Source organism: Alteromonas sp. H02 (assembly GCF_059682525.1).
The window spans coordinates 899,758-925,594 of sequence record NZ_CM185021.1 but is presented as its reverse complement, the minus strand read 5'-3'; the positions used below and the strand labels follow the sequence as shown (position 1 = coordinate 925,594).

Sequence of the window (25,837 nt, the reverse complement as noted above, 5' to 3'; positions counted from 1 at the left end):
AGCGGGTGAGTTGTCTGCTCGGAAGCGAAACCCGGCCAATTAATAAGAACGGATCTCATGGTCGGGTGAGATGGACGTTTCGGCTACAGGATTGGGTGGCAATTTGGCGCTTTTATGAAACATCCGGGCTAGAAGAACTTCCGCAGCGTGAGCTGGAAGTAGTCTTCTTGGTTGAAAATTGTCAGCGGATCGTTGGCGTTGTCCGCATTGGCGAAAAACCTGGCTTGAAGCTCAACTTCCCAGTCTTCGCCAATACGTCGATCCGCTTCGACCGTGTAGAACTGGGAACCGGTTTCAACGTCTATCGCCGTTAAAAACAGGATGTCGGTATCGTTGGTGTCGTTCAGAGTAAAGCGAGTGCCGAAGGCTATATCGTTGTCACCAATGGGCTGAATTTCTCCGCTGCGATCGTCATATTGAAATTCGGCGATCAGGCCGATGTCCAGGCCGGTCTCTTTTATATCAAACAAGGTGTATTCAAAGCCGCCAACGAAAGCGTTTGACCGGCCATCGAAGCTGTCACGCGTTAATGCCTCAAGCTTCCACAGCCAGTCTTCGGCGGTATATTGGACATCGATACTGGTCTGATTCAATAGATCGTATCGGGGGACCAAAACCGTCTCGCTGCCACTGTTGTCTTGAATGAAACGCGGCTCGGGGCTGTTTCCATAGAATTGCGATACGCCGATGTCCCAGTCGCCGATACTGTTGCTCCACCGAGCGGCAAAGCTGGGTTGCCACTGCTCTGCGCCGGATTCATACTCAGCGCGGTCGGTATCCACGACGAAAGGGGTTCTGAGTCTGCCATTTTCGCCCGGGAAGGTACGTTCACGAAAGTAGGGCAGATAGAAGAGATCGAGCGTGCCCCAGTCCTGCTCCCAAGAGAGCTGAACCATTGGTTGACCAAGCTTGTCTTCCCCGTCCAGATTCTCGACGAGATCCGTTTGGTTGATTACATCGACCAGGTGTAGACTTTCGGTGACGCCCCAGAAGACGGTTCGAGCACCGACATAAAGGTCGATACCCTGATCTTCAAAGCTCTTGCGGTAGTAAAATTCCCGCAGGTCAAAGTGGGTGCGTTCGCTGTCGTCCTCGTCGTAGCGCAAGAACGGCGTGGCGACGAAACGCTGGTTGCCGTCGTCCCAATCGTGAAAGTATTCAAACTGGCCAAACACAGAGAGGCCGAAGCGATCTTGCCTGGAGTCCGATGTGTCGTTGGTAAAGTACCGGCTCTCAAGTCCGACGTGGCCTGAAATCTCCCCGGCGGTTGCGAGCGTTGCTACTGGCATTGTGAGCGCCCCAGCTAGAAGCCAGGGCGCTGCTTTTCGATGAATATTGTGGTGGGATGTCAGCATAACGCTTGTCCTTTCAGCCCGCTCAGCGAGCCTTTTTCAGTGCGTTTTGATTGAAATCACGGTCTTTGAAGCCGTTATTGAACACATAGTCGCCGAACGACAACGTTGTGCTTTTACCGGTGAGGTGATTGACCATGTCCTGGCGGTCAGCTCGCCAGTATTTGCCCAGGTACTGCTTGTAACCTGAGACCGTCAGCGTTTTCATATGCGAGCCACGACGGTCGAAAAACTCGATTTTCCAGGGGCGGTAGTGCTCTTTATCAAAATAGACGAGCTGTCGGCTGTAACCGGACTTTGGGTTCACTGGATCGGTCTCGATAACAAAATGGTCCCGGCCGTCGAAGCTCTCGTCACGTACATACTTGTAAGTGTACTTTTCGACTTCCTGGGAAGAGAGGTCTTCGTAGGCAAACTCACTGCCCACGAATGGGCCTGACTGGTTGGACTGCGAAATGCGTTTGACGCGTTTCAGGGATGGCAGGTAGAGCCACTGGTCATCTGCACCTTGTTTGTGGGTAAACGAGAGAAAAGCCGTGCCTTTTACGTCGCCAGGCGTATCGAAGATGATCATCGATTTGTCGCCGTCGTCTGTTTGTTCAAGCGTGCGTATGCGCAGGGAACGGGTCGCCGTTTCACCCTGTGCGCTTTTCAGCGTCATGGTCATATTGGCTTTGGTGTCGCCAAAGCCGATGTCGCGGCGGTCGGCTTCAACAGCGATCTCAAGCCCACGCTCTACAGCAGTTTGTGCCGCTGCCGGCAGCGCGGTAAATCCGGCCGACAGCGCCAAGAGGGCTGCAGTAGTGCCCAAGATTGAGCGTCTAGTTAATGGTGTCGTATTCATAATATTTCCTTTCCGATGTGTAAGTGGTTTAGATTTTTTGAGCGACGGCGACGGGAGTAGAAGTCGTCTTGTCAGCACCGCGTTTTTTGCGGTCCAGGGTCATCAGCAACGTCGGCAGCAGCAACAAGTCAGCAATCACTGCGACGAAAATCGCGATGCCGGTGAGCTGAGCCATGTATTTGTTGAGCGCGAATGAAGACAAGGACAGCAGTGCGAAACCTGCAATCAAAATGACCGAAGTCACGATGATAGCGCCGCCCACATGATGGAAGGCATAACGTACTGCTTCTTCCGAGCTCTGCCCGTGTTCACGGCGGCCGCGCAGGTATTTACTGAGGAAATGGACGCAGTCATCCACAAGAATGCCCATTGCCATACCGAGCACGATTGATGCGGCAACATTCACTTCGCCAACAAACAGCCCCCAGATGCCGAAGGTGATGCCGGCAGGCAAAAGGTTCGGAATAAGGCTGATGAAACCGATACTCAGGCTTCGCAAAGCCACCATAATCATTAGTGAAATAATGAGAATGGCGATCAACGTGCCGTCGATCATGCTGTCAATATTACGTTCGCTGATGTGCGCAAACATAATCGCAGGACCGACGCCGAGCGCTTGAATCCCGGTATTACTTTCGAGCCACTGCTCCGAGCGCTCGGTGATTTCAATCATTTCGTCCGAATCCATATCCTGCAGGGTCGCGACGATGCGGGTAGAGGATTTGTCGATGTTGAGTTGGTTGTTCAGATCCAGCCCGTAAGGCAAAGACAGCTCATACAAGAGCAAGTATTGCGAGGCCTGGTCTCTCTCGTCGGGTAAGCGGTACCAGTCCTGGTCATCGCCATGCAGGTTCTTATTCAGACGCTTGAAGGTATCCGTAATAGAGTTAACGTGGATCACTTCCGGCTGTTGGCGCAACCAATCGGTGAAGCTCTCTGTCTTAGCAAGGAATGCCGGATCACTGACGCCGTTCGCCTCACCAGTTTCGAGCGAGAACTGTAGCTGGTAGATGCCGGTCAGTTTATCGAGTGTAGTGTCGGTGTGCTGTCTGAACTCCAACGATTTGTCGAAGTACGCCACCATGTCGTCGTTGACATTGTTAAGCGGAATTAGAGCAACCAGCCCAAAAGACGCCACCAGTGAAAGACCCAAAACGGGCTTACGGTGGCGAATGACAAAATCGGCGAGCCAATCAAATGATGCGGTCATGCGATCTTTGCTGGCGCGGGCTTTTACAGGCACGATGGCCAAGAAAGCTGGCAGCAAAACGAGAGAGAACAGACAAGCAGCCATCACGCCGATCGCTGTCATGTTGCCCAGATCCCGGAAGGGTGGGGCATCACTGAAATTCATTGACAGGAAGCCGACAGCGGTCGTGATGCTTGTTAAGAATATAGGCTGTACGTTGACGCGCAGGCTTTCAACGATGGCAGCACGTTTTTCCATACCCGAACGCATGGCGGCCATCATCGTCATAAGGAAATGGACCGAGTCTGCGACCGCCAGTGTGGTGATGATTGTTGGTGTCGCTGCAGAAGGCGGCGTAAGCAAAATCCCGAGCCAACCGCCCATGCCCACGCCAACCGCAACCGACATAATGAGGACGATGACGGTGCCTATCGTTGCAGTAAACGAGCGCACCAGTAGGAAAGTGGCAACGATGATGATCAGGTACATCAGCGGCACTAAGGTAGTGGTATCTTGTGCGGATGACTGGAAGAACGCGTTGTTAAGCGGGACAGAGCCGGTCATCTTTATATCGACAGGGTAGCTTTGCTGAATTTGTTGGGAGAGCTGACGGGCGGCTTCCGCTACGGTCGGCATTTCATCTATGGATTCCCCGGGAAGGTGGAACGTCACCAGGACGCCGGCCGCGCCGCCATCTGGGCTGACCAGCTGGTTAACCAGATTTGGCTCTTTCACTGCGACGCCCCGAATATATTCAATGTCGGCCGGGGTTAGGCTTGTTGCGTCCTCAACCAGGTTAGCCACGATCAGGTCGTCAGCTTCAGCGACAGTGTGCTGAAAATTGGTCATGGAATCGACGCGCAATGTGTATGGCAATAACCAGCTTTGCTCAGTGAGCTCGCTCACGGCCTCGATGACCGGTTTACTGAAAACCGTATCGCCTTCGGTTGGCAGAATGGCGAATAAGACGGTGTCGGATTTTGTGTAGGTGCGCTGCACCTTCTCGAACTCTGTCAGCTGCGGGTTCTCGTCGCTGAAAAACGCGCGGTAATCCTGATCAAACCCCAGGAAGCGGACGCCGCTAGCGGCAGTAATACCGAGCAATAGTGTCAGGATAAGAATGGGCCAGCGCCACTGGACAACAAAGCGGCCAAAGCGTGCGCCGAACTGGTTCTCCTTTTCTTGTGTAGTCATTTGTTAGTCTCCAAATAATTCAGGACATTAATGTCCGCGTGTTCTTGTTTTTCGGGCTGCCGTATTGCAGTTGGGGAACGGTTGTTTCCCAATCGGGCAAATTTTTTTAGGGCGATAGCAATGCCAATAGTTTGCTCGTCGTCTCGCTGATGGCAGCCGGATCGACGGCCTGCCAGGCTGAAGCGGATATGCCGGTATGGAAGATCAGCAACATCAGTGTCGCCGTTTGTGGATCGACATCTGTTCGCACTTCTCCATCGGCCTGACCGCGCCGGATACGATCGGTCATATGCCGCAGCAGGTAACTTTGGTGGAAGTGCAGAAGCTTGCCGACGTCTTCGTCTTCACAGGCAAGCTCGATGCCGCTGTTCATTGCAAAACAGCCTCGCGACCCACTCGCCGCGTCGGCGGCTTGGGCTGCCTCAAAAGAATTTAACAAAGCGGCTATAGTGTCGCCGTCGCTGTCGAGTATTTTCTTAAACTGTTTCTTAGTGCCAGAGAGGTAGCGATTTAACGACAGCAGGAACAGCTGCCGTTTATCGCCGAACGCTTTGTATATGCTACCTCGTGCAATGCCCGTAGCATTCTCAAGGTCGGTAATCGACGTAGCCTCATAACCGCGTCGCCAGAATGCGTTCATGCTGGCTTCCAATACGTCATCTTCAGAAAATTCTCTTGCCCTGGCCATATTTGCGGCTCCTATGCAAAGAGGATCTGGTAGATGGCGTAGCCAAACGTTATGACCGGCGGTAACAAGGTCATGGACATGCCGAACGATCGGTGGAACGGGTGAATACGGTAGCCGACGGTGAACAACAGCCGTCCCAAGACCCAGACAATCGCCAACAGACGGGTAGCATTGATGGTTTCGGGTGTGAGCACCGAGGCGAGCGCCAGTTGCGCTAGTACGATAATGACGGCCTGCTCTAACGTGTTGAGCGTTATTCGTTGAGCCAAATCGAGGGCACTACCCGGTGATGGGCGATGTGCTTCCTGCCAACGTTCCTCGTTAGGCACTTGCCTGACATTTGAGACCCAGAAAACCGAGATCCACAATACCAGGCCGATAAAAGCGAAGTTCTGAAAGACGTATGCAAACTTGTCTGCTGTCGTCGTAACGCTTTGGTCGGCGAACCAATTACCGGTCATTCCGAGATACAGAAAACCGCCAATAAGGATCAGATTGATAAGCGCATAGAGTTGGAAACGCGACAGCACCGTCTTGGCGCCGGCTTCGGTAGACACATCAGCTTCGAGTAGTTTGCTCACTTTTTCACCTGTTGAGTTTTAGTTGTTTAACGACCGGTTCCTTTTCGGACACACCGCCGCGAATCAAATTTGTTAGGTGAAATATACGGAGAAAAAGCCGGATGATAACTTAGCGAGCACGTATATCATTCATACACTCAGCGTATTAGTATCATGTAATGCTAGTAATGGTGCGGGATAGCGCTGTGGCATAGAGCTTAAATTTTTGTTGTTTTTACTAGCATTTTTATTGGTTTTAGCGAGATAATTCACGCAGTGGGCATTATTTTTGCCATATACTCACGTTGAAGATGTTGAATTTATTAGACGCCATTCCCATCTATTGATACATTATGCGCATGCAATCAGGAATACTCGAACTCGTTAATATCTTTGTCCGAACTGTTGAGGTTGGGAGCTTTACCGCTGTGGCGGAAGAGATGAAATCAACGCAACCAACCGTCAGCCGACAGATCGGAGCGCTTGAAGCACATGTAGGTGCGCGGCTCCTAAACCGGACAACCCGGTCGTTGGAACTGACGGAGGAGGGGCGTGTTTTCTATCACCACGCTATCGGCTTGGTGGCCGCTGCTGCGCAAGCAACGGCTTCTGTTGCCGCAGCCCAGGGAAAAGCGTTTGGCACTATCCGGGTCTCAGGAACCACAGCCTTTACCCGCATTCAGGTGATCCCACGGATGAAGCGATTCCTAGCAAAATGGCCGGAAGTGAATGTCAATTTCGAGCTTAGCGACCTGGTTACAGACATCGTGGAAGAAAACATCGATGTCGCCATCCGACTCGGCCACGTCGTAGATGAAAACCTGATTGTTGTGCGCGTGGGTAATATGCGACGCATGGCTGTCGCCACCCCGGACTATGTTGAAAAGCACGGTTTTCCGCAACACCCGGAAGATTTGAAGTCTCATAACTGCATTATTTTCAATGGGCTGTCGTCACCGAATGTGTGGCAGTTCGCAGATAATGAGTCGGGGGAAACTATTCGCGTCAAAGTATCGGGGCGCATTAGCTCCAACTCTGCTGATGTTGTCGGGATGACAGCGTTTGAGGGTAACGGAATCGCGATATTGCCAAGCTGGTCTATACCGGAATTGCTCGATGAAGGTAAGGTCGTACGCTTGTTAGAGCGATATGAGGCTGCACCGATGCCGATTAGTCTTGTGTATCCCGCACGGCGTCCGCTGCCGGCAAGAACGCAGGCTTTTATAAGCTTCATCACCGACGAATTTAGCAAGGAACCATTGTTATCCTCCAGCCATGCCGCGCTTTTGGAGGCCGACGTTAAGCAGTTAGCCAACAGGACGTGATTTATGGAGAAGAAACTACTACTGCTCGGAATGCTGGAAAGTGAAGGGGGGTTTTGTCCTTACCTGATGAGCAATGAGTTGGAGGGTACGTCACGGATCGGGCTAGGTATTACAAAAGCCAATGCCCATAGGTTGATGAGTGAAATGTCCAAACTGGGCTGGGTACAGGCGAAAAAAGAGCCCGGAGGCACGACATTCCATATTACCGAGGAGGGCTCGAAGGCGTTCCACAATCTGGGGTTCTAGGGATTTTCCCCTCTAAAAAGACTTAATCCTCTGTAGACCACACCAATAAATGGCTGCGGAGGTGGGTTACTACTTATAAGTGTGGCAAATTAGGTAAATATCGTACATTTAATACGGAACAGCCCTGATATGGCCATCAAAAACGAAATTACTATTCTCACGAGAGCAGAACAGGCAGATCTTTATTCCCCACCCATTTTTTCAATCGAAGAACAACGTCTGTACTTTTCTCTGAACGATGCGGAATTGGCAGTTTTTCGGTCAATTCGTCTCAGAGCTCATAGATGTTACTTTGTCGCGATTTTGGGATACTTCAAATCAAAGCCCGTCATCCTAGATATCGCTTACTCGCAGGTTTCTAAGGATTTAATGTTCATCAGTAAAGAGCTGCTTGGCGGCAAGGGGCTCAGACCATTCACTCCCTCACAAAAACAAAAAGATCGACTCTACGCAAAAGTATTAGACCTTGCTGGTTATCACAAATGGGACGAAAGTCAGCACTTCAATTCTCTTTTCGACCACCTTGTTCAGGTGGGCAATGCCTGGCTGGAGCCGCGTTACCTCTTTGATACTGCTATTGAATTCCTAACCAGTCACAGCATTGCTATCCCTAGGTACACCGTACTCCAGAGACTGATAAGCAGAGCGATGCAGCAGGTCAGAAAAGACCTGGCGCACCAACTTAATCAACTCACCAGTCCTGAACTTCACGTCTTTCTGGACAGCATAACAGCCATTGATGACGGACTAAGCCTGAACCAGCTCAGAGGCGGTGCAAAAAGTCTGACCGTACCTGAACTTAAAAAAGAGCTTGCCCTTTATCATCAGTTAGCGCCATGGCGCACGCAAATCAATGGCGTTATCGATGGGCTTAATCTGTCTCTTAAAAATCGACAACACTTCGGTGAGCTCATCAACTATTACGGTAGTAAACTCAAACGATTCAAACGCGCACAGCAGCATCTATGGTTGCTATGTCACCTGACAGAGCGGATACAACTGGCACTGGAACGGTTAACTGATGGGTTCATTTACCATATCCGCAAGCAACAAGAAGCTGCCAACACCTTTGCACAACAAGCAGTGTTCCTGTCCTGGCAGTCAGCCGCGGACAATGTCACGAAAGCGGCAGAGTTACTGCATCTGTTTGTGGATGAGAACATTGATGATAATCAACCCTTCTCAGTAGTCAGACAACAGGCATTGAAGGTCATGAATGACAGGGATATCCAGACCCTCTGCCTTTACCTGAAAAAACAGAAACGGACCGTGGAAGAGTACCAGTGGCAACATTACGATGAACAATGCAATCTCCTGGAGCAACTGTTAAGGCAGGTGTTCTTGTGCCTTGAATGTGAGGCCGGTAAAGGCTCAGAAGCCGTCGTCGCCCAACTTCAACAGATGCAGACGGAAATCGCATTCGGTGGACCACTGAAGACGATGGATACGTCGCTCATCCCGAAAAAGCACCTCCCATGGTTGGTTAAACAGGATAACGTTAACCCGCAACGTTACGAATGGCTGCTCTACCGGCAGTTAACCTCACGACTGAATGGACGCATTTATTTGCCAAATGTTACCAAATACCGCGCACTGGAAGACGACCTGATCCCCCAGACATCGCAGGATACCTTGCTGGCCTCATCAACACTGGACAGACTAAAACAGCCCGCAGAGTTATTGTTACAGGAGAAACAACACCGGCTGGAAAGTGCACTCAAAGACGTTGCTCTCCATATTGATGAGGGAGACAATCGAAATGTGATCATGAAAAATCGTACCGGTACCCGCTGGCGTCTGCCGACCAAAAGCGCTACATCTCTGGTCAACAATCCCTTTTTTAAGCGAATGCAACCGGTCGGTATCGCGGATGTACTGCGGTATGTAGAGCGCGAAACCGGGTTCATGAAATGTCTGACTCATGTACTTCCGATACAAAAACAAGGGTTCACTCATCAGGATGATTTACTGGCCATTCTGATTGCCAACGCCACTCACCGTGGTGTGTATGGCATGGCGCAGATCTCCGATCGAAGCTATGAACACCTGAGTACGGTGCAGGCCAACTATATCCGGCCTGAAACGCTGCATGACGCCAGCGACGTGATCAATAATGCGGTTGCAGCGCTACCCATCTTCCGCCACTACCATATTCAGGAGGACCAGCTGCACGCCAGTGCGGATGGTCAGAAATTCGAAACCCATCTGGAAACCTTTAAAACCCGGTACTCCTCTAAGTATTTCGGCACCAACAAAGGGATCACGGCCATGACACTGGTGGCCAACCACAGCGCCCTCAATGCTCGGATCATCGGTTCCAACGAGCACGAATCACACTATATTTATGACCTGTTACAATCCAACAGCAGTGAAATCAAACCTGACGTACTCTCGACAGATACACACGGTGTCAATCATGTTAACTTCGCCTTACTGGATCTATGCGGTTACAGTTTTGCACCGCGATACGCGCAGTTCAGTAGTGTCATCAATGATCTGTTTGACGTAACTGAAAATGAACACGGCGGCACCAACCTTGCCCTGAAAAAGCCCATCAGGACGAATGTCATCGAAACGGGATGGCAGGATATTAGGCGCATTGTTCTGTCACTTCAGACAAAGCGAACGACACAGGCAATGCTGGTAAGAAAGTTGTCTGGTTATCCTTCGGGGCACCCGACATTACAGGCGCTGACGGAGTATAATCGACTGGTCAAAGCGCAATATTTACTGGATTACATAGACAATGCCAGTTTGCGGCAGTACGTTCAGCGTGCCCTTAACCGGGGAGAAGCGTGGCACTTCCTGAGACGGGCTATTGCGTCGGTGAATGGCGATCAGTTCCGAGGCAAAAACGAGAGTGAAATCGCTATCTGGAATGAATGTGCAAGATTGCTTGCCAACGCGATCATCTACTTCAACTCCGCGATACTGAGTCATCTGCTGGGACACTTTGAAGCGAGAGGAGATGAAGAGAAAGCGGGTATCACTCGTGCTGTTTCGCCCGTTGCGTGGCAAAATATCAACTTAAGCGGAACGTATAACTTCACTAATACTGGGAAATTGCCCAATATTGGCGAAATAACAAGGCCGATAGTGGATGATTGAGCTTCGAACAAAATGTAACCCCACGGCAAGATCATTATAAATTGAACTTTTAGCCTAAGTGACGATCAGATCGAGGTCTAATCACTTACTTGGTCACTTTGATGAGCCCGACTTTCCTGAAACATTTTGCCCCCATTTCTGATCCGCGTATTGAACGCTGTAAAAAACATAACTTACTCGACATCTTGTTACTGGCGATAAGTGCGGTAATGTCAGGCAGTGAAGGCTGGGAAGACATTGAGCAGTTTGGTCATATCAAGCTTGACTGGCTACGCAAATACCGGCCCTTTGAAGCAGGGATCCCACGTCACGATACCATTGCACGGGTGATTTGCCGATTAAAACCCGCTGAAATCGAGAAAGCCTTTCAAGCGTGGATATCCTCGCTTATTGAAGAAACAGGGTGTGGTGTGATTGCGATTGACGGTAAAACCGCCCGTCGTTCGTTTTCCACCAAAGAGAGAAACAACGCGCTGCATGCGGTCAGCGCCTGGAGTTGTCAGCATCAACTCGTGCTCGGGCAAGTGGCCGTCGATAACAAAACCAATGAAATCACTGCCATTCCTGAATTGCTGAGCATGTTGGAAATAGAAAACAGTATTATTACCTTGGATGCCATGGGATGTCAGCGTGAAATAGCCTTGCAAATTGTGAAGCAAAAAGCCGATTACATTTTGGCACTTAAAGGCAATCACTCAGGTATGCAGGCAGAGCTGGCGGCGTGGTGGCATAAAAGTGTGCGGGAGGGCTTATCAGACGAGGTGTACTCGACGCATACAGAAATCAATGCAGGCCATGGGCGCATTGAAACCAGAACCTGTCAGCAACTACTCATCCAGAAAAACTGGCTAACTAAACAGTATCAATGGAGCGGCCTAAAAAGCGTTATTCAAGTGACATCAAAAATACATGAAAAATCGACAAACACTGATAGCGTTGAAACACGCTGGTACGTGAGCTCTCTGGGTTTAAATGCAGAGCAAGCTTTAAATTGTGTACGCAGCCATTGGCAAGTCGAGAGTATGCATTGGGTGTTGGATATGACGTTCAGAGAAGACGAGTCAAGGATCCGTAAAGGACACGGCGCACTGGTCTTCAATGTCATGCGAAAAATAGCCATGGCCTTATTTAAACAAGATGAAACAAAAACAGCGAGTATGAAAGCCAAAAGGAAAATGGCTGCGCTGGATGATGATTACCGCTCAACCCTTTTAGAATCTGGGATTAAAATGCGCTAGCCGTGCCGGGGCCAGGCCGCTGTGGGGTGTAAGTATAGACTTCGGTTCGGGATTGTTGTAGAGTGCGCGTGAGCCGAAAGCACTGACTGGGTGTGCGATGCTCTTATATCCTCCCAAAGCCCGCTATAGCAGGCTTTGGGAGGGCAAGGATTCAGTGATAAATTAATATTGACATTGACCTAAATTGAGGTTTGGTGTTTTGGTTTTCGCAGCATCGGGTCACGATTCGATCGTGCAAATCGCCAACCAATAATAATTACAATGAAGGATTAATGGTAATGCTAAGTGAAAAAAGCCAAATTTTAAGCAGATGCTGCCTTAGCGATGCTGTCAGTTATTCCAACGAGCATGCAGGCTCCCATAGTGTTGTCCAAAACCGCATTAAAAATCTAAAGGTTAATCTGAAACACATCGAGATTGGCGGCTTGGGTCTGTTCCAAATGTGCTACGGTGACAGAGCGGCAGTCTCGTCGTCGCCGCATGAACGCGAAGGTCTTTACCATGTGCACTTCGTGCTTAAAGGGCTCTGTTCATTGAGAGCGGGTGGTGAAGAGCATACATTAGCCCCCGGCGAATTATTGTTACTAAACCCTGACAACGCTTTAGACCTTACCTACTCAGACAACTACGAGAAGCTTGTCGTCAAGATTCCCGCTCGTTTAATTTACTCGGTTTGCAGCGAAAATAGGTGGAGTTACTCGGACTCGAGGGCGCGCCTCGCCCCGCTTTATCGTCACGCAAAGCAGGATGGCTTAATTAGTTTGATTAACTTGGTATGTCAGGAAGCGGAAAATGACGAGTCTCATCTTCAGGTGGGGGAACGCTATGCCAAGCTTTTAATAAGTAAGTTGCTCGCCATACCTGGCGGTAATATTAGCCGCGAGCCGATGAGTTGTGTAGGCGATTCGTTCGAACATCTGGAAGAGTTCATCTCGAACAATATCAAGCAAATTATCTGTCTGGAGCAATTGGTCGAGCTGGCAGGTATGAGTGCTCCCTCTTTAAATGAGCTATTTAAGAAGCATACTGGTACGACACCCATACGATTCATACGCCAGCGCAAATTGGAAGCCGTTTATACTCACTTGAGTAACCCGGACGCTGCATCGAGAAGTGTCACGGAAGCGGCTATTGACTACGGATTCCTACATCTTGGACGCTTTGCCGATAGCTATAAGTACACTTTCGGGGAGCTGCCATCGGAGACTCTGCGCCGTACGCGTGCAGAAGCCAACCTCATCGACTAACCTGATTACGCATAAGGCTCAGCGATCTTCAGGAACCGGTACGGCGTTCTTCATTGGTTTGCACTGCGGCGACAAACGGGAGCTTGTGCGCCGCGCCCGCGCTTTCCCGACCGTTCACCGCCCAGATAGGCGTCATCCATCTCAATGCGTCCAGGAAGCTTTTCTCACTGGTTGCGCTTCTTTGAGCCGGTCTTCCCGGCTGTCCATCTGGAACTCAAAAACAAGACGATGCCCTGATTCAGTCCGCCAGGCTACGAGAATAATCCGTATGCCTGTCTAAAGGATGCGCTGACCCGCCTGCCAATGCAGAAGGCCAACATCATCGACGAATTATTGTCCCAAAACTGGACGCCCGCTACCCCTGACAAGGAGTGATGACCGGGCGTGTACCTTAAATAAGGTTCATCGCACTTTACCGGGGAAGGCTGCCTTGATTTTGAGGAAGAAGTAAGCCTTGTCCCGGTAACCATATGCCATGCGCTTGATCACCTTAATCTTGTTGTTCACCCCTTCCAGCAGGCTGGTGTGCATCGGAAACTTTGCGCTGGCGAGGATGCCTTGCGTGTATCGTTTTAGATTACGGGCAAAGCGCTGTAATGGCTCCAAGCCGCTTTCTTTGGCATACCTTAGCCAAGCTCTCCAGCGACACCCTGCCTCCCAGACTGTTGGCGCATACCAAACCTCTTTCAAGGCGTCTTTGAGCACGTAGACGGTCGCCAGTGACTGGTTTGCATCAAGGATCTCCTGCAACCGAACGCTTTGCTCTTCCTTCAGGTTTTCCTTATTTCTCAGCAACAACCAACGACTCTGTTTGATCACCTGCCGGGCGGGTTTGTCTGCCTTTAACGCATTGGCCTGATCGACTCGTATGCGATCCATCACCTTGCGCCCATACAAGGCCACTACATGGAACAGATCGAACACAACTTCGGCTTGCGGACAGTGCTGGCGGACTTCAGAGTCAAAGGCGGTATTCATATCCATGGCGACCGCTTCAATCTGCTGGCAGCGCTCGCCCAGCTGCTCGAAGAACGGGCGGATCGCCTTTCGGCTATTACCTTCACCCACCCAGAGCACTCGAGTACGTTCGGCATCCATGATGACGGTGGCATATCGGTGCCCCTTATGAAGCGCAAATTCATCCATGACCAAGCGACGAACATCGCCCGGATCAAAGCCACCAACAGAGGCCTCCAAGCGCAGCTTATCAAGGGTTTTAATCGTATGCCAGTGCAGCCCCGTGAGTTGACTGATGTGACTGATCGGCAGTAGTGGCAGCAGCGTTTCAACCCAGGCGATCATCCGCAGTGTCAGCCTTGCGCCAGGCCGTAGCCAATCGATATGCTCGCTGACACGACCACAGTTAAGGCAATCAACACGCCGGACCAATAGGTGCAGTTCGACACGCTTATCGAACAGGTCACGATCACGAATTTTGCGGATACGCCGGTCATGAATAAGGGGGCTTGGCTGGTGACACCGGCTGCAACGGGGAGTCGTCTTCGGGCAAGGTTCCAGGTGAATAATCAGAGAATGTTCATCTAGCGTAGCGTGAGTGCTGGGTTGAAAACCTGGCCAGAATGAGTCGAACAGAATAGTATGCATAGTGACAGCAGAGCTGAAGGCTTGGTGTGTTTGGCGACTACCAATTTACCTACTTCTCTGTCTGTCCACCTCATTTTTCCCACGATACCGCGATGAGCCTTAAAAAACGGATAGCGAATTAAAGAAACGGGATATCCCCGTGCCGGCCAGCGCGACATAATACACGCGATTTGAAATAAACAGGGCTGGATCAGATTAAGTCACGCGCCTTAAGGGTTAACAGCTTTGCGCTAGCCAATGCTTAGTTCTGGAGTATGCGTCGAGCCAAGTTCAATCGGGCAGGTTTCGCGGGATCTGGATTAGATATGGCTAGGTACATTTCAGTTCAGATTGATGTCGGCATCGTAGGGTTTACTTGCGATGCAAAAACAAGAAGCCTGGTAGATGCTTTCGTTGGAGCATCTTGAAAGAATACAAAGCATAGGAGCTCAATAATGAACAAGAGTGAAGTAACCGAAACGCCTATAAAATGGGTGAAAAAATGGTCTGATGAAGAAATCAAAAAGCTCGTGGATCAGGAGATAGGGCTGATTGATCCCCGTATTTATTCAGATCAGGACCTGTATGAAATTGAGCTTGAGAGAGTCTTTGCTCGTTCCTGGCTGCTTCTTGGGCACGAGGGACATATTCCCAAGGCGGGCGACTATATCACAACCTATATGGCTGAAGATCCTGTCATCGTCGTTCGGCAGAAAGATGGGAGCATCAAGGTCTTCCTGAACCAGTGTCGGCATCGTGGTATGCGAATTGAGCGTTCGGATTTCGGAAACGCAAAATCATTCACCTGTACATATCACGGCTGGGCCTACGATACCGCCGGAAATCTAGTCAACGTCCCCTTCGAGAAAGAAGCCTTTTGTGACAAGAAAGAGGGTGACTGCGGGTTCGACAAGGCCGATTGGGGTCCGCTGCAAGCGCGTGTGGATACCTATAAAGGTTTGATTTTCGCCAACTGGGATGAAAAGGCCCCGGATCTGCTCACCTATTTGAGCGACGCAACCCCCTATATGGATGTAATGCTCGATCGGACCGAGGCGGGTACCGAGGTTATTAGTGGCATGCAGAAAACGGTAATCCCATGTAACTGGAAATTTGCCGCCGAGCAGTTCTGTAGTGATATGTACCACGCAGGCACGATGTCGCATCTGGCGGGCGTGCTGTCCAGCCTTCCGCCCGACGTGGATCTGTCTCAGGTGAAACTGCCGTCAACCGGTAATCAGTTCCGAGCCAAGTGGGGCGGGCACGGAACCGGTTGGTACAATGATGACTTCTCGCTCCTTCAAGCCATTATGGGGCCTAAGGTGGTTGATTACTGGACCAAAGGGCCTGCAGCTGAGCGCGCTCAGAGCCGTTTGGGGCAAAAACTTCCCGCTAACCGAATGGTCGCACAGCACATGACAATTTTCCCGACGTGTTCGTTTCTCCCAGGAATCAATACAGTCCGTACTTGGCATCCGCGCGGGCCCCATGAGGTCGAGGTATGGTCCTTCATTGTAGTGGATGCCGATGCACCGGAGGAAATTAAGGAAGAGTATCGCAGGAAGAACATTTTCACCTTCAACCAGGGTGGAACCTATGAGCAGGACGACGGCGAAAACTGGGTAGAGATTCAACGAGGGTTGCTGGGTCATAAGGCGAGAAGTCGATCCCTCTGTGCTCAGATGGGTGTCGGTGTCCCGAATAAAAACAATCCAGAATTTCCTGGAAAGACCAGCTACGTCTATAGCGAGGAAGCCGCGCGCGGAATGTACCATCACTGGGCTCGCATGATGTCCGAGCCAAGCTGGGAAACGCTGCGGCCATGAGCGATTGAGAGCATCGAAGAAAGTAATCGCATTCCCTGTGTCTACTGCGGCTGGGGAACGCGAAAGTTGGCTGAGCCGGCGAAACAAAATCAACTCAGTCTTGGTGGCTATTAATCTGGCCGAATTCCAAAGGCATTGGTCCTAGGTCTGGAGTTGGCTTTGTTTAAACGATCAATCTTATGCCAGCGCCTAATGTAGATAGAAGGAATAAAAAATGACATCTAGTGATCTTACTAAACCAATCGAATGGCCACTGAAGCCCATTGATCATGAGCTTCAACACGCCGTGGAACAATTCTATTACCGCGAGGCCCAGTTGCTTGATTATCAGAAATACGAGGACTGGCTGGCTTTGATGACCGAAGACGTTCGGTACTGGATGCCGATTCGAACCAGCCATATCGCCCGGGATAAGGCCCTGGAGTACATTCCCCCGGGAGGTAACGCCCACTTTGACGAAGACTATGAGAGTTTACGGGCGAGAATTCGTGGGAGACTGTCAGGCCTAAACTGGACCGAGGATCCGCCTTCCCGCAGCCGACACATTGTCAGTAACGTGATCGTCCGTCAAACAGAGGATTCTGCCGCGTTGGAGGTTAGTTCCGCGTTCCTTTGTTACAGAAACCGACTGGAGCGTATGACGGACATATATGTTGGTGAGCGCAGAGATATTTTGCACCGTGTGACCAATGGACTCGGGTTCAAGATTGCCCAGCGAACCATAATACTCGATCAGAGCACGATTACTGCTAATAATCTCAGCCAGTTTTTCTGATTGGTACAAAGCTCCTGTCGTTCACTTATAAAGGTCTCATATATGGAGAAAGCTTTATTAGTGAACCTTATCAATTGCTGTTTGAAAGTTGAGTCGCGAACCAAATCAAGTGTTAGGAGACAACAAAATAATGAAATTTTCCGTAGTATGTAACGTATCTGATATTCCCGTTGGTGAGGCCCTGAAGGTTGAAGGTAGCGAGGGAGCTATCGCGATTTTCAACGTCGATGGTGAGCTGTTCGCGACACAGGATAGATGTACTCATGGAGATTGGTCCTTATCTGAAGGGGGCTACCTCGAAGGTGACATCGTCGAATGCTCTCTGCATATGGGTAAGTTCTGTGTACGCACGGGCAAGGTAAAAGCGGCACCTCCATGTGATCCGCTCAAAATGTTTCCATTAAAAATCGAGGGCGATGATGTCCTCGTTGATTTTGACGCCGGGTATTATGCGCCATGAGTAAATCAATTGTTATTATTGGCGCCGGGCTTGCCGGGGTAACTGCGGCTCGCTGTCTGCGCACTGAAGGGTATCAGGGGACGATTCACCTAATAGGAGAAGAACCTTGTATTGCCTATGATCGACCGTGTCTGTCCAAGGAGCTCCTGGCGGGAAAAGTGAACGAGCCGGCGGCGATCCTGGGGCCTGACTGGAGTAAGTCAGCTAACATAACGCTCCATCTGGCGGAGCGTGTGACTGGAATTGATATCGCAAACCGGCAGGTTCGCTTGCAGTCCGACGGTCACATTCCCTACGACTATGTACTCTTGGCAACGGGGTCACGCGCAAGGCGCATCCAGGCTGAGGGCAGCAATCTGCCGGGCATCCATACACTGCGAACATACGAAGATGCCAACAGGCTGAAGGATTCACTGGCAACGGCCAAGTCCCTGGTAATCATTGGTGGCGGCCTGATCGGATGTGAAGTGGCAACCACCGCTAGTGGTCTTGGTGCCAGCGTCACCATTCTGGAGTCTGGGGACGAACTACTGTTACGTGTTCTGGGCCGTGATACCGGCAAGTGGTGTCGTAACGAATTGGAACGTATTGGCGTTCAGGTTGAAAGAAGTGCGCATGCCTTGCGTTTCGAAGGCGACGAACGCGTGCGTGCGGTTGTGTGCACTGATGGTCGACGAATTGAAGCTGAGACCGTCCTGGTAAGCATCGGGGCCGAGCCGGCCGATGATCTCGCTCGCGCAGCCGGTATTGAGTGCCAACCGGGTGGTGGTGTACTCGTCGATGCCACTGGGAAAAGCTCAGACCCCAGAGTGTTCGCGGCAGGGGATGTAGCTGCATGGCCACTGAGATCGGGTGGGCAGCGCTCACTTGAAACCTACCAGAACAGTCAGGTAGAGGCTGAAATCGCTGCTCGTGCCATGCTGGGTAAGCCACAGCCTTCCCCTCAGGTCCCATCCTCCTGGACTGAAATTGCAGGGCACAGACTCCAGATGGCAGGTGATATTAACGGCCCAGGCGAAATTGTTGTGCGCAATAACGAACAGAGTAGATCCCGTCTGTTGTTCAGGGTCCTGGATAACCGCATGGAAGCGGCCATAGCCATTGATGATCCGCGAGATTTTTCGATTGCAAGCCGTCTGGTGACGCGAGGTGTTCCTGTTTCCACGCCAGAGTTGGCTGATCCTCAATTCAGTCTGAGGGACTTTTTGAAGGCTAAGGCATAGCGACGCCGAGCGAGATTAATTTTGAAGGTCCACACTATTTACAATTAGGAAGCTTATTTATGAAATTACAAGATGAAGTAGTCTTTATTACCGGGGGTGCGTCAGGGTTGGGTCGTGCCCTGGTAGATAGATTCGTTAAGGAAGGTGCCAAGGTCGCAGTTTTCGATAAATCTCCGGATCGAGTTCGCCAGCTGGAGCAAGAGCACGGTAAAGCAGTGGTATCGATTGCCGGTGATGTGTGTTCTTTGGAGGATCTGAAAAGAGCGGCCACCCAATGTGTTGACACGTTTGGAAAAATCGATGTGTTAATACCCAATGCGGGTATATGGGATTACAACATGTCTCTTGTCGATTTACCGGAAGATAATATCGACAAGGCGTTTGATGAATTATTTCAGATTAATGTAAAGGGCTATATTCTCGCTGCAAAGGCTTGCTTGCCGGCTCTCGTTGCCAGCCGTGGAAGCATTATATGCACGATTTCAAATGCCGGCTTTTATCCCAACGGCGGTGGACCTCTCTATACGGCAACAAAACATGCAGTCGTTGGTTTGGTGCGTGAGCTTGCATACGAACTGGCTCCGTATGTACGTGTTAATGGTATCGGTGTTGGCGGAATGAATACAAGCCTCTCAGGACCAGGTTCATTGGGTATGAGCGATAAGTCCATATCTGAAATCCCGTTGGGGGAAATGTTGAAAAGCATACTACCAATCGGTCGTATGCCCGATGTTGATGAGTACACAGGGGCTTATGTGTTTTTCGCCACAAGAGGGGATTCCGCACCCGCTACTGGTGCACTGTTAAACTATGACGGTGGGATGGGTGTCCGTGGGCTCTTTTCTGTGGCTGGAGGTAATGACCTCCTTGACAAGCTCAATATCGAATAAATCGAATAAGGAGATATAAATGGGTATCAAAAGTCTGGGCTACATGGGGTTCTCTGTAAGCGATGTGCAAGCGTGGCGCTCCTATCTCACCAAGAAAATCGGATTGATGGAGGTTAATGGCTCTGATGAGAAAGCCTTATATCGTATGGATTCAAGGGAGTGGCGAATAGCGATAGAAAAAGGTGACTCTGACGACCTCGAATTTGCAGGCTATGAAGTGGCCAATCCCAAGGCGTTGAGGCTGATGACGGAACGTCTACGTGAAGCCGGGGTTGAGGTCAAGACGGGCGACACTGAACTGGCAGAAAAACGTGGCGTGATGGATTTGATCTCATTCAATGATCCATTTGGGATGTCCCTGGAGCTTTACTATGGGGCCACAGAGTTATTTGAGCAGCCTTTTATCTCTAGCGCTGGTGTCAGCGGGTTCGTTACCGGAGAGCAAGGAGCGGGACATTATTTTTATGCGGTTCCAGATATTGAGAAAGGCCTGTCGTTTTACACGGAACTGTTAGGCTTTCAGTTATCCGACGTAATCGACATCGCGATGGGCCCGGATATTACTGTGCGAGGTTATTTCCTTCATTGCAATGGTCGCCACCACACCCTGGCTATCGCCGAGGCTCCGTTACCTAAGAGGGTTCACCATTTCTTGCTGCAAGCCTTGACGCTTGATGATGTAGGTTATGCCTACGACCGGCTCGATGGGTCGTCAGACAAATTAACCGACTCTAACCTTCGGGCTGAGGAAAGTGACAACAATACATCTAGCATGATCACTGCGACGATCGGACGTCACGTTAACGACCACATGGTCTCATTTTATGCTGAAACACCATCCGGGTTTGAACTTGAATTTGGCTGGGGTGCTCGTGACGTCGATGATTGTTCCTGGGTGGTGACAAGACACAACCGAACTGCCATGTGGGGGCATAAATCGGTACGAAGAAAATAACAGCTTCTACTAACGGGAATTGGTAGAGATAAAATAATAATGGTTGTAAGAATCTATGTGCGCCTTCTGAAACCTAGTGACCCAATATTTCGAAAAATGAGGAATGAGAGATGACGAACCCTGAAATCGGTAAGAGCGTTGTAGCGGCAGGTATCCAAACCAATTACCACGACGTTGGAGAAGGATACCCGGTAATACTGGTTCACGGCTCTGGACCGGGTGTGACTGCCTACGCTAATTGGCGCTCTAATATTCCATATCTAAGCCAGTTCTATCGTGTTATTGCGCCGGATATGGTTGGATTCGGCTATACCGAACAACCTGAGGGCTATGAGTTTTCCCTGGATAATTGGGTCCAGCACATCATCGGTGTTATGGACGCTTTGAATATTCAAAAGGCTCACATCGTAGGTAATTCTTTTGGGGGGGGGCTCGCGATTGCTACCGCTCTGAGGTATCCGGAGCGAGTGGGTCGTTTGGTCCTGATGGGCGCAGCTGGCACTAAGTTCAAGCTCACAGAGGGCCTGGATGCAGTCTGGGGTTACCAACCGTCTATAGAGAATATGCGTAAGCTTCTCGATCTCTTCGCTTATGACCGTTCCCTGGTGAGCGATGAATTAGCAGAGGTGCGATATAAAGCAAGTATTCGCCCTGGGGTTCAGGAGTCATTCGCAAGTATGTTCCCTGCCCCACGCCAGCAGTGGCTAGACTCGTTAGCCAGCTCTGACGAAGAGCTTAAAAGTCTTTCCAATGAGACATTGATTATTCATGGAAGAGAGGATAGGGTTGTCCCGATATCCAGCAGCTTGCACTTGGCTGAAGTCATAGATCGTGCGCAGTTGCATGTTTTCGGTCGCTGTGGGCATTGGACACAAATTGAACATACAGATCGATTCAACCGTCTCGTAGTTGACTTCTTTAATGAGATCAACGAGTAGTATGCTGAATTTTGTGGGTAGATAGAATCGGGTGCCTTTAATGCAAGCGTTAATAATAATTCGGATTTGTATTGATGCAGTTATTGAAGGCGCCGATTTGAAATCAAATTTTTTCAGGTGAGGAATAAATATGTGTACTAGTACCAGTGACAGGATTGCAAAGGAACTTTTTTCTGCGTACCAGAGCTCTACGCCGATACAGAGTATTACGGATCGATATCCAGAGCTAACCGTCCAAGATGCATACCAAATACAGAAACTATTTCTTGCTAAGAGGTTAGCGCTAGGTGAGCGAGTTATTGGAAAAAAAATAGGCGTTACCAGTCAGGCTGTCATGGACATGCTGGGTGTGAACCAACCCGATTTTGGCCAGCTGACGGACCGCATGGTGATCAACCAGGGCGAGTCGATTGCCATGAAATCCCTGATCCAACCGAAAGCGGAAGGTGAAATTGCCTTTGTCCTGAAGCGGGATCTGAACGGCCCCGGTGTCACCGTCGCTGATGTGCACAGAGCCACCGAAGGTGTGATGGCGTGTTTTGAGATTGTCGATTCACGAATTCGCGACTGGAATATCCGGATTCAGGACACGGTCGCGGATAACGCGTCTTGTGGCGTGTTTGTACTCGGGGATCGCCTGGTGGACCCCCGTAATCTGGACCTGTTCACAACCGGTATGGTGCTGGAAAAAAACGGCCGGATCGTGGGTACGGGGGCAGGTGCAGCCTCCATGGGGTCCCCGGCGATTGCGGTTGCCTGGTTGGCCAACACCCTTGGCCAGCTTGGAATGTCGCTAAAGGCCGGTGAAGTCATTTTGTCCGGCGCTTTGTCCGCCATGGTGCCGGTCAATGCGGGTGACAATTTGCGGATGACGCTGGCGGGTATTGGAAGCTGCTCCGTGCGGTTCGATTGATATAAGCAACAGGAAAGAGTCATGAGTAAGAAAATCAAAGCAGCCATCATCGGCTCGGGCAACATCGGCACCGATCTGATGATCAAAATCCTGCGCAACGGTAAACATATTGAAATGGGTGCCATGGTCGGTATCGACCCGGAATCCGACGGCCTGGCCCGCGCCAACCGCATGGGCGTCGCCACTACCCACGAAGGTGTGGATGGCCTGGTGAAAATGCCGGAGTTTGCCGACATCGATATCGTGTTTGATGCCACCTCCGCCGGCGCCCACCGCCACAACGAAGTGTTCCTGCGGGGCCACAAGGAAAACATCAAGATCATCGACCTGACCCCGGCGGCCATCGGTCCTTACTGCGTGCCGGTGGTGAACCTGGAACAGAACCTTCAGGAAGGCAACGTCAACATGGTCACTTGCGGTGGCCAGGCCACCATCCCGATGGTAGCGGCGGTCTCCCGGGTCGCCAAGGTGCATTACGCCGAAATCGTGGCGTCGATCTCCAGTAAATCCGCCGGCCCCGGTACCCGCGCCAACATCGATGAGTTTACCGAAACCACCTCCAAGGCCATCGAGATGGTCGGCGGTGCCCAGAAGGGCAAGGCCATCATCATCCTGAACCCGGCCGAGCCGCCCCTGCTGATGCGCGACACTGTCTACGTGCTCTCCGACGCCGCTGACAAGGTGGAAGTGGAAGCCTCAGTCGAGGAGATGGTCCAGGCCGTGTCGTCCTACGTGCCGGGCTACCGCCTGAAACAGAAGGTGCAGTTCGACGACATCCCCGAAGATCAGCCCATGAACGTCCCGGGCCTGGGCCGCTTCAGCGGCCTGAAGACCTCCATCTTCCTGGAAGTGGAAGGCGCCGCCCATTACCTGCCGGCCTACGCCGGCAATCTGGACATCATGACCTCCGCGGCACTCGGTACCGCCGAGCGCATCGCTGAATCGCTGGTCAACTGAGGAGGAACAAATCATGACCTTTAATCCCGGCAAGAAACTCTACATCTCCGACGTGACACTGCGCGACGGCAGCCACGCCATCCGCCACCAGTACTCCATCAAGAACGTGCAGGACATTGCACGGGCCCTGGACAAGGCCAAGGTCGACAGTATTGAAGTGGCCCACGGCGATGGCCTGCAGGGCTCCAGCTTCAACTACGGCTTCGGCGCCCACACCGACCTGGAGTGGATCGAAGCGGTCGCCGAAGTCACCGAACACGCCAAAATCGCCACCCTGCTGCTGCCCGGCATCGGCACCGTCCACGACCTGGACAATGCCTACAGCGCTGGCGCACGCATCGTACGAGTGGCCACCCACTGCACCGAGGCGGATGTCTCCAGGCAGCACATCGAGCATGCCAGAAAGCTGGGCATGGACACCGTGGGCTTCCTGATGATGAGCCACATGCAGACCCCACAAGGGTTGGCGGAACAGGCCAAGCTGATGGAAGACTACGGCGCCACCTGCCTCTATGTCGTTGACTCCGGCGGTGCCATGAACATGAACGACATCCGCGACCGCTTCCGGGCCCTGAAAGATGTGCTCAAGCCGGAAACCGAAACCGGCATCCACGCCCACCATAACCTGGCGCTGGGTGTGGCCAACTCGATGGTGGCGGTGGAAGAAGGCTGTGACCGTGTTGACGCCAGCCTGGCTGGTATGGGTGCCGGCGCCGGTAACGCGCCGCTGGAAGTGTGCATTGCCGCCTTCGATAAACAGGGCTGGGATCACGGCACCGACCTGTACGCCCTGATGGATGCCGCTGACGACATCGTGCGCCCGCTGCAGGACCGTCCGGTGCGTGTCGACCGGGAAACCCTGGCCCTGGGCTACGCCGGTGTCTATTCCAGCTTCCTGCGCCATTCCGAAGTGGCGGCGCAGAAGTATGGGCTGAAGACCGTGGATATTCTGGTGGAACTGGGCAAACGCCGCATGGTGGGTGGCCAGGAAGACATGATCGTGGATGTGGCGCTGGATCTGCTGGCCGCCCAAAAGAAGCGGAATGCATGAGCAAGACATTACCTGATTACGCATAAAACTCAGCCATCCTCAGGAACCGGTACGGCATCGGCGGCGTTCGGGCGGCGGCCGTGAGAAAGCGCGGGATCATGGCCTTGAGGTCATAGCGCCGATTGAAGCGATACTCGAGCTCGGCGGCCAGGTAGCGCGGGGCGTGCTGCCCGCATATAGCATGATAGGTACCGGTGATCGGGTTCTTGAGGTTACCGAGCAGCGTGTTGACCGAGTTGAACTCCGGGTTCGCCACGCTGGCACGCCCACCGCCGGTGATATGGCGCACATGAGGGTAGGTAGACGCATCGAAGGCCCGGAAGCTCCCGAGTCCGTCGCTGCTCACCTGACTGCCAGGCACAACGGCATGTCGGGCATGCGACGGATCCCGGTCAGGGTAAAACGTAAGCAATGGGATGGACTCCTCCTCACCTAACCGGCATCTACGTGCCAAAATGGTGAGTGATTAGTCAACCATCATAAAGATGAGGAAAAGCCCAAATGAATACTATCCGCGTCGGAGTTGATATTGCCAAGTCAGTGTTTTACGTGCACGGCGTAGACCGTCACGGCCAAACTCGGTGGCAAGGCAAGTGTTCTCGCAGCAAGTGGCTTGATGCCCTCAGCCGCAAAGTACCCGCCGGTGCCGAGATCGGCATGGAGGCTTGCGCGTCATCACACCACTGGGCTTGGGAACTCCAGAAGCGGGGGTATCATGTTCGGTTGATTGCCGCCCAATTTGTCAAACCCTACGTCAAGAGCAATAAGAACGATCGGGTAGACGCGGAAGCGATCTGCGAAGCAATGAGTCGTCCGAACATGGGGTTCTGGGGACATTCCCGCCTAATGTGACACTTATCGCTGTAGCCCATCGCTGACAAGCCCTCCAGAGGCACCTTAATTTTTATTCTCAGCTTAAAAACTTAATTAACCTGAGCTTCGGATAAGAAATTAAGAAATCGAAGGAACTAAACGCTCGTTCCCTGATCCGATCATTCGACCAAGAGTAATTGGACCAAAAAGAAGGAACGAGCGTGAATAAGTTAGTTGAAACCTACTGCGATGTCGATGATTTCTGTCAGTTATTTATCAAGCACTGGCAATGTATGTTGTTAGAGAATGGAGATATCAAGCGTCGCAGAGCCTGCCGCTTATCTCCCGCCGAGGTGATGACCATCATTATCCATTTCCACCAGTCGCATTACCGAGATTTCAAGAATTACTATCTCCACTATGTTTGTCGCCAGCTCAAACCCTATTTTCCAGAGTTATTA

General features: G+C 51.4%; 21 protein-coding genes and 4 pseudogenes. 17 read left to right on the top strand and 8 right to left on the bottom strand.

Annotated features, from left to right (window positions below; genetic code table 11):
* Nucleotides 1-128: 128 nt before the first annotated feature.
* The 5 genes from AC566Q_RS04185 to AC566Q_RS04165 all read right to left on the bottom strand — a co-directional run bounded on the left by AC566Q_RS04185 (nt 129) and on the right by AC566Q_RS04165 (nt 5,848).
* Nucleotides 129-1,355, bottom strand: a complete 1,227-nt coding sequence (locus AC566Q_RS04185; protein ID WP_493806006.1) for a hypothetical protein — start codon at nt 1,353-1,355, stop codon at nt 129-131.
* A gap of 22 nt (nt 1,356-1,377) precedes the next feature.
* Nucleotides 1,378-2,196 carry an outer membrane lipoprotein-sorting protein gene (locus AC566Q_RS04180; protein ID WP_499614031.1) on the bottom strand — a complete coding sequence of 273 codons (819 nt, stop codon included), beginning with the start codon at nt 2,194-2,196 and terminating at the stop codon, nt 1,378-1,380.
* 28 nt (nt 2,197-2,224) lie between these two features.
* Nucleotides 2,225-4,579 carry an MMPL family transporter gene (locus tag AC566Q_RS04175; protein ID WP_493806004.1) on the bottom strand — a complete coding sequence of 785 codons (2,355 nt, stop codon included), beginning with the start codon at nt 4,577-4,579 and terminating at the stop codon, nt 2,225-2,227.
* Between the two features lie 106 nt (nt 4,580-4,685).
* Nucleotides 4,686-5,267 carry a TetR/AcrR family transcriptional regulator gene (locus tag AC566Q_RS04170; protein WP_499614026.1) on the bottom strand — a complete coding sequence of 194 codons (582 nt, stop codon included), beginning with the start codon at nt 5,265-5,267 and terminating at the stop codon, nt 4,686-4,688.
* 11 nt (nt 5,268-5,278) lie between these two features.
* A complete protein-coding gene (locus AC566Q_RS04165; protein WP_493806002.1) occupies nt 5,279-5,848 on the bottom strand; it encodes an MAPEG family protein in 570 nt (189 codons plus the stop codon).
* Between the two features lie 332 nt (nt 5,849-6,180).
* On the opposite strand from AC566Q_RS04165, the gene AC566Q_RS04160 reads away from it, so the two are divergent.
* The 5 genes from AC566Q_RS04160 to AC566Q_RS04140 all read left to right on the top strand — a co-directional run bounded on the left by AC566Q_RS04160 (nt 6,181) and on the right by AC566Q_RS04140 (nt 12,991).
* Complete coding sequence (locus AC566Q_RS04160; protein WP_493806001.1) at nt 6,181-7,152, top strand: LysR substrate-binding domain-containing protein; 972 nt, start codon at nt 6,181-6,183, stop codon at nt 7,150-7,152.
* A 3-nt stretch (nt 7,153-7,155) separates the two neighbouring features.
* Nucleotides 7,156-7,398 carry a hypothetical protein gene (locus AC566Q_RS04155; RefSeq protein ID WP_499614021.1) on the top strand — a complete coding sequence of 81 codons (243 nt, stop codon included), beginning with the start codon at nt 7,156-7,158 and terminating at the stop codon, nt 7,396-7,398.
* 129 nt (nt 7,399-7,527) lie between these two features.
* The gene (locus tag AC566Q_RS04150) at nt 7,528-10,506 is read left to right on the top strand and encodes a Tn3-like element ISShfr9 family transposase (protein ID WP_013755170.1); all 2,979 of its coding nucleotides are present in this window, start codon (nt 7,528-7,530) and stop codon (nt 10,504-10,506) included.
* A 101-nt stretch (nt 10,507-10,607) separates the two neighbouring features.
* Nucleotides 10,608-11,744: an ISAs1 family transposase gene (locus tag AC566Q_RS04145; protein ID WP_112403874.1), complete on the top strand. Its 1,137-nt coding sequence runs from the start codon at nt 10,608-10,610 to the stop codon at nt 11,742-11,744.
* 278 nt (nt 11,745-12,022) lie between these two features.
* A complete protein-coding gene (locus AC566Q_RS04140; RefSeq protein ID WP_499614017.1) occupies nt 12,023-12,991 on the top strand; it encodes an AraC family transcriptional regulator in 969 nt (322 codons plus the stop codon).
* Between the two features lie 46 nt (nt 12,992-13,037).
* Here the strand turns inward: AC566Q_RS04140 and AC566Q_RS04135 are convergent.
* Both AC566Q_RS04135 and AC566Q_RS04130 read right to left on the bottom strand, forming a co-directional pair.
* A pseudogene (locus tag AC566Q_RS04135) lies at nt 13,038-13,155 on the bottom strand (transposase); the annotation flags it as partial.
* 238 nt (nt 13,156-13,393) lie between these two features.
* On the bottom strand, nt 13,394-14,596 hold the full coding sequence (locus AC566Q_RS04130) for an ISL3 family transposase (RefSeq protein WP_499614014.1): 1,203 nt from the start codon (nt 14,594-14,596) through the stop codon (nt 13,394-13,396).
* A gap of 434 nt (nt 14,597-15,030) precedes the next feature.
* Between AC566Q_RS04130 and AC566Q_RS04125 the strand changes: the two genes are divergently transcribed.
* The 10 genes from AC566Q_RS04125 to dmpG all read left to right on the top strand — a co-directional run bounded on the left by AC566Q_RS04125 (nt 15,031) and on the right by dmpG (nt 24,563).
* Nucleotides 15,031-16,401: an aromatic ring-hydroxylating dioxygenase subunit alpha gene (locus tag AC566Q_RS04125; RefSeq protein ID WP_499614010.1), complete on the top strand. Its 1,371-nt coding sequence runs from the start codon at nt 15,031-15,033 to the stop codon at nt 16,399-16,401.
* A gap of 214 nt (nt 16,402-16,615) precedes the next feature.
* Nucleotides 16,616-17,176 (top strand): 3-phenylpropionate/cinnamic acid dioxygenase subunit beta, encoded by a 561-nt coding sequence (locus AC566Q_RS04120; protein ID WP_499614007.1) that lies wholly within the window; start codon nt 16,616-16,618, stop codon nt 17,174-17,176.
* Between the two features lie 130 nt (nt 17,177-17,306).
* Nucleotides 17,307-17,636 (top strand): bifunctional 3-phenylpropionate/cinnamic acid dioxygenase ferredoxin subunit, encoded by a 330-nt coding sequence (locus AC566Q_RS04115; RefSeq protein WP_491558414.1) that lies wholly within the window; start codon nt 17,307-17,309, stop codon nt 17,634-17,636.
* Nucleotides 17,633-18,859, top strand: a complete 1,227-nt coding sequence (locus tag AC566Q_RS04110; protein ID WP_499614004.1) for an NAD(P)/FAD-dependent oxidoreductase — start codon at nt 17,633-17,635, stop codon at nt 18,857-18,859. The genes AC566Q_RS04115 and AC566Q_RS04110 overlap by 4 nt, the downstream gene beginning before the upstream one ends.
* Before the next feature lie 59 nt (nt 18,860-18,918).
* On the top strand, nt 18,919-19,749 hold the full coding sequence (gene bphB, locus AC566Q_RS04105) for a cis-2,3-dihydrobiphenyl-2,3-diol dehydrogenase (protein WP_499614001.1): 831 nt from the start codon (nt 18,919-18,921) through the stop codon (nt 19,747-19,749).
* 19 nt (nt 19,750-19,768) lie between these two features.
* Nucleotides 19,769-20,704, top strand: coding sequence for a biphenyl-2,3-diol 1,2-dioxygenase (gene bphC, locus AC566Q_RS04100; protein WP_499613998.1), 936 nt, complete (start codon nt 19,769-19,771; stop codon nt 20,702-20,704).
* Between the two features lie 110 nt (nt 20,705-20,814).
* Nucleotides 20,815-21,642: an alpha/beta fold hydrolase gene (locus AC566Q_RS04095; protein WP_499613995.1), complete on the top strand. Its 828-nt coding sequence runs from the start codon at nt 20,815-20,817 to the stop codon at nt 21,640-21,642.
* A 130-nt stretch (nt 21,643-21,772) separates the two neighbouring features.
* On the top strand, nt 21,773-22,555 hold the full coding sequence (gene dmpE, locus AC566Q_RS04090; RefSeq protein ID WP_499613992.1) for a 2-oxopent-4-enoate hydratase: 783 nt from the start codon (nt 21,773-21,775) through the stop codon (nt 22,553-22,555).
* A 21-nt stretch (nt 22,556-22,576) separates the two neighbouring features.
* Entirely contained in the window at nt 22,577-23,512 is a 936-nt protein-coding gene (locus AC566Q_RS04085; RefSeq protein WP_499613989.1) for an acetaldehyde dehydrogenase (acetylating), read from the top strand.
* A gap of 13 nt (nt 23,513-23,525) precedes the next feature.
* On the top strand, nt 23,526-24,563 hold the full coding sequence (gene dmpG / locus AC566Q_RS04080; protein WP_499613986.1) for a 4-hydroxy-2-oxovalerate aldolase: 1,038 nt from the start codon (nt 23,526-23,528) through the stop codon (nt 24,561-24,563).
* Between the two features lie 16 nt (nt 24,564-24,579).
* Here dmpG and AC566Q_RS04075 read toward each other — a convergent pair.
* Nucleotides 24,580-24,965, bottom strand: a pseudogene (locus AC566Q_RS04075) (transposase); the annotation flags it as partial.
* Between the two features lie 99 nt (nt 24,966-25,064).
* Here AC566Q_RS04075 and AC566Q_RS04070 point away from each other — a divergent pair.
* Nucleotides 25,065-25,391 (top strand): annotated as a pseudogene (locus AC566Q_RS04070) (IS110 family transposase); the annotation flags it as partial.
* 206 nt (nt 25,392-25,597) lie between these two features.
* Nucleotides 25,598-25,837, top strand: a pseudogene (locus AC566Q_RS04065) (IS982 family transposase); the annotation flags it as partial.

Bases quoted from the DNA above. Each gene is read 5' to 3' on its own strand.
- AC566Q_RS04185 (WP_493806006.1), bottom strand. From the start codon at position 1,355: ATGCTGACATCCCACCACAATATTCATCGAAAAGCAGCGCCCTGGCTT.
- AC566Q_RS04180 (WP_499614031.1), bottom strand. From the start codon at position 2,196: ATGAATACGACACCATTAACTAGACGCTCAATCTTGGGCACTACTGCA.
- AC566Q_RS04175 (WP_493806004.1), bottom strand. From the start codon at position 4,579: ATGACTACACAAGAAAAGGAGAACCAGTTCGGCGCACGCTTTGGCCGC.
- AC566Q_RS04170 (WP_499614026.1), bottom strand. From the start codon at position 5,267: ATGGCCAGGGCAAGAGAATTTTCTGAAGATGACGTATTGGAAGCCAGC.
- AC566Q_RS04160 (WP_493806001.1), top strand. From the start codon at position 6,181: ATGCGCATGCAATCAGGAATACTCGAACTCGTTAATATCTTTGTCCGA.
- AC566Q_RS04155 (WP_499614021.1), top strand. From the start codon at position 7,156: ATGGAGAAGAAACTACTACTGCTCGGAATGCTGGAAAGTGAAGGGGGG.
- AC566Q_RS04150 (WP_013755170.1), top strand. From the start codon at position 7,528: ATGGCCATCAAAAACGAAATTACTATTCTCACGAGAGCAGAACAGGCA.
- AC566Q_RS04145 (WP_112403874.1), top strand. From the start codon at position 10,608: ATGAGCCCGACTTTCCTGAAACATTTTGCCCCCATTTCTGATCCGCGT.
- AC566Q_RS04140 (WP_499614017.1), top strand. From the start codon at position 12,023: ATGCTAAGTGAAAAAAGCCAAATTTTAAGCAGATGCTGCCTTAGCGAT.
- AC566Q_RS04130 (WP_499614014.1), bottom strand. From the start codon at position 14,596: ATGCATACTATTCTGTTCGACTCATTCTGGCCAGGTTTTCAACCCAGC.
- AC566Q_RS04125 (WP_499614010.1), top strand. From the start codon at position 15,031: ATGAACAAGAGTGAAGTAACCGAAACGCCTATAAAATGGGTGAAAAAA.
- AC566Q_RS04120 (WP_499614007.1), top strand. From the start codon at position 16,616: ATGACATCTAGTGATCTTACTAAACCAATCGAATGGCCACTGAAGCCC.
- AC566Q_RS04115 (WP_491558414.1), top strand. From the start codon at position 17,307: ATGAAATTTTCCGTAGTATGTAACGTATCTGATATTCCCGTTGGTGAG.
- AC566Q_RS04110 (WP_499614004.1), top strand. From the start codon at position 17,633: ATGAGTAAATCAATTGTTATTATTGGCGCCGGGCTTGCCGGGGTAACT.
- bphB (WP_499614001.1), top strand. From the start codon at position 18,919: ATGAAATTACAAGATGAAGTAGTCTTTATTACCGGGGGTGCGTCAGGG.
- bphC (WP_499613998.1), top strand. From the start codon at position 19,769: ATGGGTATCAAAAGTCTGGGCTACATGGGGTTCTCTGTAAGCGATGTG.
- AC566Q_RS04095 (WP_499613995.1), top strand. From the start codon at position 20,815: ATGACGAACCCTGAAATCGGTAAGAGCGTTGTAGCGGCAGGTATCCAA.
- dmpE (WP_499613992.1), top strand. From the start codon at position 21,773: ATGTGTACTAGTACCAGTGACAGGATTGCAAAGGAACTTTTTTCTGCG.
- AC566Q_RS04085 (WP_499613989.1), top strand. From the start codon at position 22,577: ATGAGTAAGAAAATCAAAGCAGCCATCATCGGCTCGGGCAACATCGGC.
- dmpG (WP_499613986.1), top strand. From the start codon at position 23,526: ATGACCTTTAATCCCGGCAAGAAACTCTACATCTCCGACGTGACACTG.